Origin of the sequence: Serratia proteamaculans, assembly GCF_949794035.1 — a bacterium.
In the GTDB taxonomy this organism is placed as follows: Bacteria; Pseudomonadota; Gammaproteobacteria; order Enterobacterales; family Enterobacteriaceae; genus Serratia; species Serratia proteamaculans.
On the sequence record NZ_OX461105.1, the window covers coordinates 391,725 to 405,476 of the forward strand.

Here is a 13,752-nt window from a genome sequence, read left to right on the forward strand (position 1 = left end):
TCTGTTGCGGCAGGCGACTCGCCTGGGATCGCGTAAGCGGGCGTTAACAGAAGGTTATTGTTTCTTTTTCTACGACAAAAGTCATCATTCTCCACACAAGATTTTACCCGGCTTTGCGGCGCTGTTATGCTGCGCTTTCGACTTTTTACAGACTAAAGGAAAACCCCATGACAACCCCTTCTTTTGACAGCGTTGAAGCGCAAGCGAGTTACGGGATTGGTTTACAGGTCGGCCAGCAGTTGCAAGAGTCCGGTCTGGAAGGTTTACAACCGGAAGCTTTGCTGGCAGGTTTGCGTGACGCGCTGGAAGGGAATGCCCCGGCGGTTCCGGTAGACGTGGTTCACCGTGCCCTGCGTGAAATCCACGAACGTGCAGATGCCGTGCGTCGTGATCGTCAGCAGGCAATGGCCGTTGAAGGTCAGAAGTTCCTGGAAGATAATGCCAAGCGTGACGAAGTGACGCTGACCGAATCCGGTCTGCAGTTCTCCGTGCTGGAGCAGGGCAATGGCCCAATCCCGTCCCGTCAGGATCGCGTGCGTGTACATTACACCGGTCGTCTGATTAACGGCGACGTGTTCGACAGCTCTGTAGAGCGTGGCCAACCGGCTGAGTTCCCGGTTAGCGGCGTGATCCCAGGCTGGATCGAAGCACTGACCCTGATGCCGGTTGGTTCCAAATGGCAGTTGTATATCCCACACGACCTGGCCTACGGCGAGCGTGGTGCAGGCGCATCCATCCCGCCATTCAGCGCGTTGGTGTTTGACGTAGAACTGCTGGAAATCCTGTAATCCTATAATAGGTTTCTCTGGGCGCCTTGGTGGCGCCCTTGTTTTATGCGCCGTTTAGCGCGCGGGGGAACAGCAGGTTATTCTCCAGATTGATGTGTTCCATCAGGTCATCGATGAACTCGTCAATACCGCCATACAGCGCCTGCCAGGTATTGCAGGCTCCTTCCGGTGGCGTCACGTTATTGGTGAGGAATTTCACCACCTCTAATTGCTCGCCCGCTTCGTCATGCTCATGTTCCATTACCGAGATCGGCCCAGCCGCCTGGCGTCCCATACCCTGTCTGATCATCGGGAACAGGATCTGTTCTTCTTTCATCATATGATTTTCCAGATCCAGCCGGATCAGGTTCAGCTGTTTAGCCAGACCGCGTGGACAGGTGGGCTTGTCTGCGTGAACCCGTTCGACTTTTTCCGCCATCAGTACCAACTCGGCCAGTTGTTCGCGGTGCCGCTGATGGAAGCGTGGCAGGATATAGTCAATCACGTCGCCGAGGGGGGCCGTGCGCCAATCATGGCTTGGTTCCGGTTCGGCGGCGAGGGTAGCCAGCTGGTTTTCCAATTGCTCGATATCCAGCCCTTTACGCTCGGCGGCGCGTTGCAGCGTTTGTTTACCGCCACAGCAGAAATCCAAATCGTTCAGGCGGAACAGGCGTGATGCCCGGGGAATGGCGATGGCGAGAGCGCCAAGGGATTGGTTACGGTAATCCATGGGAGTGCCTCTTTAAATGAAAGAATTTATAACATGCATTATAAATGCAATTTAAAAGACGCACCAGAGAGTAAAAGGGGTAGATGGCCAAGGGAAGGTGGCTTCCCCCGGCCTACTGCTTATTTATTTACGGCTCAAATCAATCTGATAAACCGCAAAACCTACGCTGTCTGTCCCTTCGGCTTTCATCGGGTATTGGGCGTGCGCTTTGATAAACGCAGTGGCTTTGTCACTCGGTGAGGTTTCGAAGCGGATATCCAGTGGCTGCGAACTGCTGAACGTCGCCAGGCGCCAGTTGTTATCCACCTGTGGCCGTACCGCGCCGCGCCGTTGGGTTTCAGCGCTGATATAAGCCGCCAGTACCGAACGGTTCTCATCCGGTGAGGCGAAGGCGATGTGCTGATCGCCGGTCCCCGCAAACTTGCCGCCGTAGGCGCGGTAGTTATTGGTGGCAACCAGGAAGGTGGCTTTCGGGTCGATCGGCTTGCCTTTGAACGTCAGATCCTTAATGCGCTCTGCCCTGTCGTTGATCAACTGGCATTCGCCGTCGTAACGCGCCGGCTGGCCGACGTCGACCTGATAATTAACCCCGTCAATCACATCGAAGTTATAGGTGCGGAAACCGTCCCAGTTGATCAGGCCCTGGGGCTTGCTGCTGTTAACGTCGATCTGGTTGAACTGCCCGGCGGAACACTCCAGCCATTCTTTCACCTCTTTGCCACTGGCCTTCACCACCACCAGCGTATTGGGGTAAAGGTAGAGATCGGACGCGTTACGGAAGGTGAGCTGACCTTTTTCCACTTCAACAAAGCTGGCCGGATCGTTCTTGCGCCCGCCCACCTTGAACGGTGCCGCGGCTGACAGAACCGGCAGGTCGGCCAAATCCGGATCGCCCTGAATATAGTGCTCGACGTAGGCTTTCTGCGCGTTATTCACGATTTGCACCGTCGGGTCATCTTGTACCAGCGCCAGATAGCTGTACATGTTGTCGTCAGCCTTGCCGACTGGCTTACTGACGAAGTCCCGCGTGCCTTTATGATCTTCCGCCAACACTTTCACCAGTTTGGCGTCTTCCGCTGCCAGTGATTTTTTGTTCTCTTTGTCGTAAATCGGCCGTGCTTGCGCCTTGGCTGCCGTGACTTTCCAGGTGCCGCTGTCGTTATTCAATTGCAGATCGACCACGCCGAGGTGATCGCCCCACTGGCCCGGCATCACCGCCGGTATGCCATTCAGCGTACCCTGTGCGATGTCAGCCCCTTTGATATTGGCGAAATCCTTGCTTGGGAATACCGCGTGAGCATGGCCGAACATGATGGCATCGATGCCTGGCACCTGGCTGAGGTAGTACACCGAGTTTTCCGCCATGGCCTTATAGGGCTCGCTGGACAGGCCGGAGTGTGGGATTGCAACGACCAGATCGGCACCCTGTTTGCGCATTTCCGGCACGTAGCGTTTAGCCGTTTCGGTGATGTCGTTGACGGTGACCTTGCCCTGCAGATTGGCTTTATCCCACACCAGGATTTGCGGCGGTACAAAGCCGATATAACCGATGCGTAAACTATGTTCTTTGCCGTCACGGTCTTTTACCGGCGTATCGACGATAATGTAAGGAGTGAATAGCGGTTTCTGAGTTTTGGCGTCGATCACGTTGGCGTTGATGTACGGGAATTTGGCACCGGCAATGGCGTTTTTCAGATAGTCGAGCCCGTAGTTGAACTCATGGTTACCGATATTGCCGACCACATAGTTCAGGGTATTCATTGCCTTATACACCGGGTGTACATCACCGGGTTTCAGGCCCTTGGCCGCCATATAATCGCCGAGCGGGCTGCCCTGAATAATGTCGCCGTTGTCCACCAGTACCGTATTGGCGGCTTGCTGGCGGGCCTGTTCAATCAGGCTGGCGGTGCGAACCAGGCCGAATTTATCGGTCGGTTTATCCTTGTAGTAATCAAAGTCCATCATGTTGCTGTGCAGGTCAGTGGTTTCCAGCACGCGCAGATCGACCGTTGCCGCCTGTGCCGAGGCGCAAACCAGCACAGCGAGGGCAGACAACGTCAGCGGAGGCTTCATCATTGTTGGCTTTCTCCATTCCATTTTTCGAGTTTTATCGCAGAGGGACATGTAATTAACATTGGTCGTCTCACCAAACTGTGAAGTGTGGCAGAAAATTAGCCGAGGGAGCGCAGGAAATGTCACAGTTGTGACGGCAAAGACTTGAACGATTACCGCAGGTTAAATCGTTGTGATGGATATTCCATGCAAAAAAAACTAGGCTGCTAGCAATGAGAAAGGGGAAATGACCCACGGAACTGCCTATCTGAGGTGAATGATGTTAGAGCAAATTTGCCAACTGTCCCGCGAGGCGGGCGCGGCAATCATGGCGGTGTATGACGGTGAACAACCGCTTGATGTCGCACAGAAAAAAGATGACTCGCCGGTGACTGCGGCCGATCTGGCAGCGCACCACATAATCAAACGTGGCCTGGCGGCACTAACGCCGGAAATCCCCTTGCTGTCGGAGGAAGATCCACCGGCCTGGGAAGAACGGCAGAATTGGACACGCTACTGGCTGGTCGATCCGCTGGACGGCACCAAGGAATTCCTTAATCGTAACGGCGAGTTCACGGTAAATATCGCGCTGATAGAAGGCGGTGAGGCGGTGATGGGCGTGGTGTATGCCCCGGCGATCGACGTGCTGTATCTGGCCGAGCGCGGTAAAGCCTGGAAAGAAGAAAAGGGCCAGCGTCAGGTGATTGGCGTCAGTAATGCCAATCCGCCGCTGGTGGTGGTGAGCCGTTCGCACAGTGACGAAGAACTGAAGGATTACCTGAAACAGTTGGGGGAGCATCAGACCATTTCTGTCGGCTCCTCACTGAAGTTCTGTCTGGTGGCAGAGGGCAAAGCGCAGCTCTATCCGCGTTTTGGGCCCACCAATATCTGGGATACCGCTGCCGGTCACGCAGTCGCGGTGGCCGCCGGGGCGCAGATCCACGACTGGCAGGGCAGACCGCTGCTCTATACACCGCGTGAATCTTTCCTCAACCCCGGCTTCCGGGTCTCGCTGTTCTAAATCAGTTCGCCAGGAGCTGGTGCAGTTGGGTCATTACCTGCTGCACCTCTTCCGGCGTCAGCGCGCCGTCTTTGGCGAACTGGATCCTGCCTTGCTTATCCAGCACCACAATGGCTGAACCCTTCGGCTGCAGATCCCAGGCTTTACGCACGTTACCGTTGCTGTCGACCACAAACTGCGACCAGGGGAACTCTTTCTTGCTGTCTTCAATGCTGCTGCGGACAAACATCGCGGTGCCGAGCAGGGCATCGTCGGTGTTCACGATTGTCGTCGTTTGGTAACGATCGTGCGGTAGCTTGGCTTTCTTAATCGCTTCTATCAGTGGGTCGTTCATGTCTTTGGCGGAACTGCGGCCGGCAATATGCTGGATGACTCGCACTTTTCCACTGAGCTGCGCGCTATTCCAGTTTTGATAGCTAAACTTATCATTAGCGTAGTTCAACTCCCCCTTGTCGCTGACGCCAATTGGCGCGACGCGTTGCTGGAGCTGGAAGTTGTGCGCAGAGGCCAAAAGGGGTGCAAACAGCAGGGATACAATGAGCATGTGACTTTTTTTCATGCCTTCTCCTTGAAGGGGAAACGGTGCCGACAGCACCCGACAGCCTAAAGCATAGGTGGTGATCGGAGGTCTGTCCTGTTAGCCGGATCTCAGTTTTTCCTTCTGGGGAGTAATACCTGGATTTTGAAGGGATATACTGAAAAAATTATATATAATCATATACAATTCTGTCAAAAAGTGTAAATCCAGTGAAGATCACCAGGCGGAAATGAACGATATGGTCTTTACTAGGTCTACTACATGGCAATCAAGTTGCGTTCTTACTTTAGAGGCTGCCACCTTGGCGGCTCGCTGAGCGCATGGACCAAACGGAGGAGAGTAATAGAATGAGAATCTTCCAGCGTTATAATCCGTTGAAAGTGGCGAAGTACGTAAAGACCCTGTTTCGTGGCCGGCTGTATATCAAAGATGTAGGCGCGTTCGAATTCGACGAAGGGAAAATCCTGTTACCGAAAATTCGTGACCGGCGCCACTTCAGCGTGATGTCAGAGGTCAATCGCCAGGTGTTGTTATTGCAGACTGAGATGGGTTGATAGATTACCCGTCGGCTTTCAAGCTGCAGCGTTGTTACCTGCAAAAGCTAAAATAATTGCGGCCCCGATGGGGCCGCTGACGTTTTTATCGCTTGGGATCAGGCGGCGGGATTTTCTTCCGGTGCCTTCGGCAGTACCGATGCCGGCTTGTCGCTCAACCGGGTCACCAACAGCTGGTCAATCTTGTAGCTGTCGATGTCGACCACTTCAAACTTGTAGCCGGCATATTTCACGAAGTCGGTACGTTTCGGGATCTTGCGCAGCATGTACATCATAAAGCCGCCGATGGTTTCGTAGTTGCCCGCCTGCGGGAACTCATCAATGTGCAGAACACGCATCACATCGTCGATCGGCGTACCGCCCTCAATCAGCCATGAGCTCTCATCACGCGCCACGATCTGCTCTTCCTGGCCTTGGCCCACCAGATCGCCCATCAGTGTGGTCATCACGTCATTCAGTGTGATGATACCCACGACCAACGCATATTCATTGAGAATAACCGCAAAGTCTTCACCGGCGGTTTTAAAGCTTTCCAGCGCTTCGGACAGCGTCAGGGTATCCGGCACGATCAGCGCCGAACGGATCTGCACGCCGCTGCTCAGTACCAGGCTCTGATTGCCCAGCACGCGGTTCAGCAGGTCTTTGGAGTCCACATAGCCGACTACCTGATCGATATTGCCGTCACACACCAGGAACTTGGAGTGCGGATGGGTCGAGACCTTTTGGATAATGCTTTCTTCGGTCTCACGCAGATCGAAGTAAACCACGCTTTCACGCGAGGTCATCGACGAAGGCACGGTACGTGATTCCAGTTCGAACACGTTTTCGATCAGCTCATGCTCCTGCTTGCGCAGCACGCCCGCCAGAGCCCCGGCTTCCACCACCGCATAGATGTCGTCAGAGGTGATGTCGTCCTTACGCACCATCGGCAGTTTGAACAGGCGGAAGATCAGGTTTGCCATGCCGTTGAAGAACCACACCAGCGGCCGGAAAATCATGATTGAGAAACGCATCGGGTTGATGATCCGGACGGCAAACGTCTCTGGTGCAATCATACCGATGCGCTTCGGGGTCAAATCTGCGAACAGGATAAACAGGCTGGTCACCAGCACGAACGAACAGATGAAGCTGGCCTGCTCTGCCAGTTCAGGCGACAGGAAACGGTCGAAAATCGGTTGGAAAGTGGGGGAAAAGGCTGCATCGCCAACGATACCGCCGAGGATTGCCACGGCGTTCAGGCCAATCTGTACCACGGTAAAATACAACCCCGGGGTTTCCTGCAGTTTGAGGACTTTGGCGGCATTGACGTTACCTTCGTCAGCCATCAGTTTCAGTTTAATCTTGCGTGACGCGGCCAGAGAAATTTCCGACAGTGAGAAAAACGCACTCACTGCGATCAGAAAAAGAATCAGTAAAATACTGTTTAACATAATCTATCCATACGTACCGACGGGATGACGGCGCTCTTGAGGAAGGGTAGTACATTGTAAAAAAAGTAGCGATAACAACCAGAAAGAAGGTTATCGGGCCGCAGAGGCAGCCCGCACAGTATAGCAGCAGCCCTACAGGGGCCGCCAGCGGTTAAAAAATTACCGTCAATCGGTGTCTTAGCCCTGAGGTGGCAAACAGACACCGATACCGCCCAGACCACAGTACCCTTCCGGATTCTTGTACAGATACTGCTGGTGGTCGTCTTCCGCATAGTAGAACGGCAGTGCCGGTGCCACTTCGGTGGTGATGGCGCGTTTATCGCCGGCCTCGTTCATCGCCTGCTGGAAACGTTGCAGGCTGCTTTCCGCCTCGGCCTGCTGCTCTGGTGTCAGCGTATAAATCGCTGAGCGGTACTGGGTTCCGACGTCACCGCCCTGACGCATACCCTGAGCCGGGTCGTGGTTCTCCCAGAACACCTGCAGCAACTGTTTATAGCTGATGATTTTCGGGTCAAATACCACACGCACCACTTCGGTGTGACCGGTCTGGCCGCTGCACACTTCGCGGTAGGTTGGGTTTGGTGTATAGCCGCCGCTGTAGCCGGCTGCGGTGCTGTAGACCCCCTGCTGTTGCCAGAACAGGCGTTCGACACCCCAGAAACAGCCCATGGCGAAGATCGCTACCGCCATACCGTCCGGCACCTGGGTCATTGAATGATCGGTGACCACGTTGAGCGTGGCAACCGGCATGGGAGTGGTGCGGCCAGGCAGCGAGTTTGCCTTGTCGACGGTTTGTGTTTTATCAAAAAATGGCACCACGGTTGACTCCTGTTGTCACAGTAGGAATTGGCCCAAGAGGCGGCTGTTAAGTTGTATCTAACCGCAACTTTGCCCACAATAAGCTGCATATTGAGATCAGGTATCAGCTTAACGCAGTATTTTGTACGCCAAAAGATAAGAATGCGTCAGTTTACTGTGACACTAAAATCGTAACATGCAGCGTCTGGAATCATGCTGAAAAGGGCTGCCGTCTTGATAGCGCGGAGTAGGCCCTGGCACCAGAGCGAGTGTTATTGCAGGAAAGAAAAATAAATTAAGGAGAACGCGTGCCACGATACCGTGCCTTGTGCTTTTTGTGTGCGCTGCTCGCCACGCCTGTGGCGTATTCGGCGAATGTGCGGCTGCAGGTTGAAGGACTTAGTGGGGAACTGGAAAAAAACGTTCGAGTGCGTCTGTCGTCCATCACGCCGGAAGAGGTCAGCACGGATGGCCGTTTTCGCGCTCGTGTGGATGAAGCCGTCCGTCAGGGCCTGCGAGCGCTCGGCTATTATGAGCCGACCATCGACTTTACGCTGGATGACCGTCCAGGGCTGGCTCGTCCGGTGCTGCACGCCAAGGTTAACCCGGGTGAGCCGGTGCGGATTGCCGGTGCCAATATCGCGCTGGAAGGCGGTGCGAAAACCGATGACGACTATCTGACGCTGGTCAAAAAAGGCAAGCCAACGATAGGCGAGATCCTCAATCACGGTAAATACGACAGTTTTAAAGGTTCGCTGACCGGCCTGGCATTGCGTAAAGGCTATTTCGATGCCGATATGACCAAGAGCCAGCTCGGCGTGGCGGAAGATCTGCATAAGGCCTATTGGGACATCGATTTCAACAGTGGGCAGCGTTACCGCTTCGGCCAGGTGAAGTTCACCGGCTCGCAAATTCGTGAAGACTATCTGCAAAATCTGGTGCCCTTTCATCAGGGGGATTATTACAGTTCGGAAGATCTGGCCGAGCTGAATCGCCGTTTGTCCGCCACTAACTGGTTTAACTCGGTGGTGGTGTCCCCTGATTTCCAAGATGCCAAAGAGAACAAGATTTTGCCGTTAGATGCGCTGGTGTCACCGCGCACTCGCAACACCATCGAAACCGGGGTGGGCTATTCCACCGACGTGGGTCCCCGGATCAAAGGCACCTGGAAAAAGCCGTGGCTCAATGACCGCGGCCACAGTCTGGAAACCAGCGCCAGCATTTCGGCCCCGGAACAGCAGCTTGATTTGACCTATAAAATCCCGTTATTGAAGAACCCGCTGGAGCAGTACTACCTGTTGCAGGGCGGCTTCAAGAACGTCGATCTCAACGATACCAAGTCCGTCACCTCAAAAGCGGTGGTTTCCCGTAACTGGGATCTCTCCAGCGGCTGGCAACGGGCGTTGAACCTGACCTGGCGTCTTGACCACTTTACTCAGGGTAACGTCACCAACACCACCATGCTGCTGTACCCGGGCGTCAGCGTTAACCGTACCCGCTCGCGCGGCGGTTTGATGCCAACCTGGGGTGACAGCCAGCGTTATTCTATCGATGTGTCCGACAGCACCTGGGGCTCCGACGTGGACTTTGCGCTGATGCAGGCGCAGAACGTCTGGATCCGTACGCTGGCCGACAAGCACCGTTTTGTCGCGCGTGGGCAGGTGGGCTGGATCGAAACCAACGACTTTGAAAGGGTACCGCCGGATCTGCGATTCTTCGCCGGTGGTGACCGCAGTATCCGTGGCTATAAGTACAAGGGCATTTCACCCCGTGATGATGACGGCAAGCTGACCGGCGCCTCCAAAATGCTGACCGGCTCGCTGGAGTATCAATACAACGTGACCGGCAAATGGTGGGGCGCGGTGTTTGTCGATTCCGGCGAGGCGGTGAACGATATCAAGCAGAGCGACTTTAAGACCGGTGCCGGCTTCGGCGTGCGCTGGCAGTCACCGGTTGGTCCGGTGAAGCTGGATATCGCGGCTCCGGTTGGGGATAAAGACACCCACGGGGTGCAGTTCTATATTGGTTTGGGGCCTGAACTATGAGCCTGATAAAAAAGATTTGTCTCGGATTTCTGATTGTCCTGCTGTTGCTGATCGGCGGCGTTGCATACCTGCTCGGGACCACCAGTGGTCTGCATTTGGTTATCAACAGTGCGGCGCGCTGGGTGCCGGGGCTGGATATTGCCAGCGTCACTGGCGGCTGGCGTGACCTGACGCTGAAAGGTGTGAAATACCAGATGCCGGGCGTGACGGTGAATGCCGGCCAGTTCCATCTGTCGCTCGATCTGGCCTGTTTTAAAAACAGTTCGCTGTGTGTCAATGCTTTGACCGCACAGGACGTGGACGTGGTGGTGAAAACCAAAGAAATGACGCCGTCCGCGCCGGTGACAGAAACCAGCGAGCCAACCACCAACCTGAGTACACCATATCCGATTACCCTGCGAATGCTGGCGTTGAACAACGTCAAAGTCAGCGTAGACGATACGGCAATTTCCCTTGGCGAATTCCGCACGGGGGCGCAGTGGCAGGAACGTGCGCTGACCCTGCTGCCAACCAAAATCAGCGGCTTGCTGATTGCCCTGCCAAAAACCCCACAGAACCCGTTACCGGAGGCAGTACAGCCGGTGGTCGAGGTGGCGAAAAAGGTAGAGGAAAAAGCCAGTCAGGGCGTGAAGCCGGCACCACAGCCGGAAGAGAAGCCGCTGGGTGAAACGCTGAAAGCCCTGTTTGCCAAGCCACTGCTGCCGGATTTACCGGACATTCGCCTGCCGCTGGATATCACCGTCAAGGAGATCAGCGGTGAACAACTGCGGTTGACCGGTGACACCGACGTGCTGATCACCAGCCTGTTGTTGCAGGCCAGTACTCTGGATCAGCATATCCAGCTGGACAATTTCGATGTCAAATCCCCGCAAGGCACGCTGTCGGCACAGGGACAGGCCACGCTGACGGGCACCTGGCCGGTGGAGATGGTGGCGAATAGCACGCTGAACATCGATCCGCTGAAGGGCGAAAAGGTCAAACTGAACATCGGCGGTGGGTTGCGTGAAGAACTTAAGGTGGCGCTAAACCTGTCCGGTCCGGTCGGCGCGCAGCTTGATCTGCAAACCCAACTGGCCGAAGTCGGTTTACCGCTGGCGCTGACGCTGCAAAGTAAACAGCTGAAATGGCCGCTGAGCGGCGAATCGCAGTACCAGATCAACGATTTCCGCCTGCGCTTTAACGGCAAGGCAACAGAGTATGCGTTGTCGACCCGCGCCAATATCAAAGGGCAGGACTTGCCACCGGCGGTATTGACGCTGGACGGCAAAGGCAACGTTGAACAGTTTAAACTGGATCGCCTGCGCTTGGCAGCCTTGCAGGGCAATACCGATCTGACCGCGCTGGTGGACTGGAGCAAGGCCATCAGTTGGAATTCACAACTGACGCTGAGCGGCATCAATACCGCCAAACAGTGGCCGGAATGGCCGGCGAAGCTGGATGGCAAGATCACCACCCGCGGCAGTCTGCACGGCGGCAGTTGGCAATTACAGGTGCCGGTGCTGCAGCTCGACGGTAACGTGAAGCAAAACAAGGTCACCGCACGCGGTACGCTCAGTGGCAATGCTGCCGGCCAGTGGAAAATCCCGGGTATCGATCTGACCCTGGGACGCAACCAACTGAACGTGAAAGGCCAACTGGACGAGAAGAGTTGGAACCTGGATGCGAACATCGACGCACCGCGTCTGGACGGGGCACTGCCAGGATTGGGGGGCACGGCGAAAGGCTTGCTGAAACTGCGCGGTAACCTGCAGGCACCTCAGTTGCTGGCTGACCTGACCGCTTCCGGTCTGCAGTGGCAGGCGCTGCATATCAACCGGGTGAAAATTGACGGTGACGTACGCTCCAGCGACCAGATCCAGGGGCAACTGGCGGTACGCGTCGAACAACTGAAACAGGATGCGTTGGACATCAGTCTGTTGACGCTGGATGCCAAAGGCAGTGAGAAGCAGCATCAGCTGCAACTGAAAATTGACGGCAAGCCGGTCTCCGGCCAGTTGGCGCTGCAGGGCAGTTTTGATCGCCAACAGCAACGCTGGCGTGGCAACCTGAACAATACTCGCTTCGATACCCCGGTGGGGGAATGGCGGTTAACCCGCGCTATTGCGCTTGATTACCTGAATAGCGCACAGAAAATCAGCATTGGGCCACACTGCTGGCAGAACCCGAATGCTGAACTGTGCGTACCGAAAACCATCGAGGCCGGCCAGAGCGGCCAGGCCAGCGTGGTGCTGAACCGCTTTGATCTGGCGATGATTAAACCTTTCCTCGGTCCGGAAACGGCGCTGAGTGGCGTGTTCACCGGACGGGCAGACGTGAGCTGGAAACCGGGTGGTGCGCTGCCGGAGGCAAAAGTCTCGCTGGTGGGCAACGGGGTGAAGGTGGTACAGCAGGTGCAGGGTAATGCGCTGCCGATTGCCTTTGACAAGCTGAATCTTAATGCCGGCCTCGCCAATGGTCGGGCGCAAGCCGACTGGTTGATCAAGTTGACGAATAATGGTCAGTTTGACGGTAACGTACAGGTTGTCGATCCACAGGTGCGTCGCAATATCAGCGGTAACGTCAACATCACCAATATTTCTCTGGCGATGATTAATCCGGCGCTGATGCAGGGGGAGAAAGCCGCGGGCATGCTGAATGCCAACCTGCGTCTGGGCGGTAACGCGCAGAAACCTTTGGTATATGGTCGTATGGCATTGGACAAGGTCGATATCGACGGTCACTGGATGCCGTTTGACATGACCGAAGGTCGTCTGGCGATGAACTTTGACGGTATGACCTCGACGCTGGAAGGTCTGGTCAGCACCACCCACGGTCAGCTTAATCTGTCCGGCGATGCGGACTGGCGCGACATCAACGCCTGGCGTGCGCGTATCGCTGCCAAGGGCGATAAATTGCGGGTGACGGTGCCGCCGATGATCCGTATCGATGTTTCACCGGATCTGATATTCGAAGCGACGCCGCAGTTGTTCTCACTCAATGGCTCTGTCGATATTCCGTGGGCACGTATTACAGTACAAGAGCTGCCGGAAAGTGCGGTGGGCGTCTCTTCCGATGAAGTGATGCTGGATGACCAACTTAAACCGATACAGCCAAAAACGGCGGGGATCCCGATCAACAGCAACCTGATGATCCACGTTGGCAACGATGTGCGATTGGATGCCTTTGGTCTGAAGGCCCGGTTGAAGGGCGATCTGAAAGTGGTGCAGGATAAGAATGGCCTGGGCTTGAACGGCCAGATTGACATCCCTTCCGGTCGCTTCCATGCTTATGGTCAGGATTTGATCGTTCGCAAGGGCCAGTTGATGTTCTCTGGGCCGCCGGATCAGCCGTTGCTGAATCTTGAGGCGATCCGTAATCCGGATTCTACCGAAGACGACGTCACCGCAGGGGTGCGGGTCACCGGGTTGGCGGATGCACCGAAGCTGGAAGTGTTCTCGGATCCGGCCAAATCCCAGCAGGAAGCGCTGTCTTATCTGCTGCGTGGGCAGGGATTGGGCAGTTCCGGCGCAGATGGCAACGCAATGACCTCAATGTTAATTGGGATGGGGGTTGCACAAAGTGGTCAACTTGTGGGTAAAATCGGCGAGGCGTTTGGCGTAAGTAATTTGGCCCTGGATACTCAGGGGGTTGGCGACAGTTCCCAGGTTGTCGTGAGTGGTTATGTTCTCCCAGGCTTACAAGTAAAATATGGGGTGGGCATTTTCGACTCGCTGGCCACGCTGACGTTGCGTTACCGCCTGATGCCTAAATTGTATCTTGAAGCGGTGTCTGGTCTCGACCAGGCATTAGATTTGCTCTATCAGTTTGAGTTTTAGCG

Annotated in this window: 10 protein-coding genes; 5 read left to right on the forward strand and 5 right to left on the reverse strand. The window is 55.3% G+C overall.

From position 1 onward, the window contains the following. Nucleotides 1–167: 167 nt before the first annotated feature. Nucleotides 168–788: a BamJ family beta-barrel-assembly machinery protein gene (bamJ, locus tag QOT07_RS01780; RefSeq protein WP_037423251.1), complete on the forward strand. Its 621-nt coding sequence runs from the start codon at nucleotides 168–170 to the stop codon at nucleotides 786–788. 43 nt (nucleotides 789–831) lie between these two features. On the opposite strand, the gene ytfE is transcribed toward bamJ, so the two are convergent. Both ytfE and QOT07_RS01790 read right to left on the reverse strand, forming a co-directional pair. Continuing rightward, nucleotides 832–1,497, reverse strand: coding sequence for an iron-sulfur cluster repair protein YtfE (ytfE, locus tag QOT07_RS01785; RefSeq protein WP_207978111.1), 666 nt, complete (start codon nucleotides 1,495–1,497; stop codon nucleotides 832–834). Between the two features lie 123 nt (nucleotides 1,498–1,620). Beyond that, on the reverse strand, nucleotides 1,621–3,573 hold the full coding sequence (locus tag QOT07_RS01790; RefSeq protein WP_283602466.1) for a bifunctional 2',3'-cyclic-nucleotide 2'-phosphodiesterase/3'-nucleotidase: 1,953 nt from the start codon (nucleotides 3,571–3,573) through the stop codon (nucleotides 1,621–1,623). 256 nt (nucleotides 3,574–3,829) lie between these two features. On the opposite strand from QOT07_RS01790, the gene cysQ reads away from it, so the two are divergent. Beyond that, nucleotides 3,830–4,570, forward strand: a complete 741-nt coding sequence (gene cysQ, locus QOT07_RS01795; RefSeq protein WP_198404478.1) for a 3'(2'),5'-bisphosphate nucleotidase CysQ — start codon at nucleotides 3,830–3,832, stop codon at nucleotides 4,568–4,570. 1 nt (nucleotide 4,571) lies between these two features. Here the strand turns inward: cysQ and QOT07_RS01800 are convergent, their stop codons facing one another. Further along, the gene (locus QOT07_RS01800; RefSeq protein ID WP_099064480.1) at nucleotides 4,572–5,129 is read right to left on the reverse strand and encodes a YtfJ family protein; all 558 of its coding nucleotides are present in this window, start codon (nucleotides 5,127–5,129) and stop codon (nucleotides 4,572–4,574) included. Nucleotides 5,130–5,455: 326 nt separating this feature from the next. Here QOT07_RS01800 and QOT07_RS01805 point away from each other — a divergent pair, with 326 nt between their 5' ends. Continuing rightward, a complete protein-coding gene (locus tag QOT07_RS01805; protein WP_012004917.1) occupies nucleotides 5,456–5,662 on the forward strand; it encodes a DUF1107 domain-containing protein in 207 nt (68 codons plus the stop codon). A gap of 98 nt (nucleotides 5,663–5,760) precedes the next feature. Here the strand turns inward: QOT07_RS01805 and paeA are convergent, their stop codons facing one another. Both paeA and msrA read right to left on the reverse strand, forming a co-directional pair. Further along, nucleotides 5,761–7,092, reverse strand: a complete 1,332-nt coding sequence (gene paeA / locus QOT07_RS01810; RefSeq protein WP_099064481.1) for a polyamine export protein PaeA — start codon at nucleotides 7,090–7,092, stop codon at nucleotides 5,761–5,763. Nucleotides 7,093–7,269: 177 nt separating this feature from the next. Continuing rightward, nucleotides 7,270–7,911, reverse strand: a complete 642-nt coding sequence (msrA, locus tag QOT07_RS01815) for a peptide-methionine (S)-S-oxide reductase MsrA (RefSeq protein WP_261256889.1) — start codon at nucleotides 7,909–7,911, stop codon at nucleotides 7,270–7,272. Nucleotides 7,912–8,198: 287 nt separating this feature from the next. Here msrA and tamA point away from each other — a divergent pair, with 287 nt between their 5' ends. Beyond that, nucleotides 8,199–9,935, forward strand: a complete 1,737-nt coding sequence (gene tamA / locus QOT07_RS01820) for an autotransporter assembly complex protein TamA (protein WP_283602467.1) — start codon at nucleotides 8,199–8,201, stop codon at nucleotides 9,933–9,935. Further along, nucleotides 9,932–13,750 (forward strand): autotransporter assembly complex protein TamB, encoded by a 3,819-nt coding sequence (gene tamB, locus QOT07_RS01825; protein WP_283602468.1) that lies wholly within the window; start codon nucleotides 9,932–9,934, stop codon nucleotides 13,748–13,750. The genes tamA and tamB overlap by 4 nt, the downstream gene beginning before the upstream one ends. Nucleotides 13,751–13,752 lie beyond the last annotated feature (2 nt).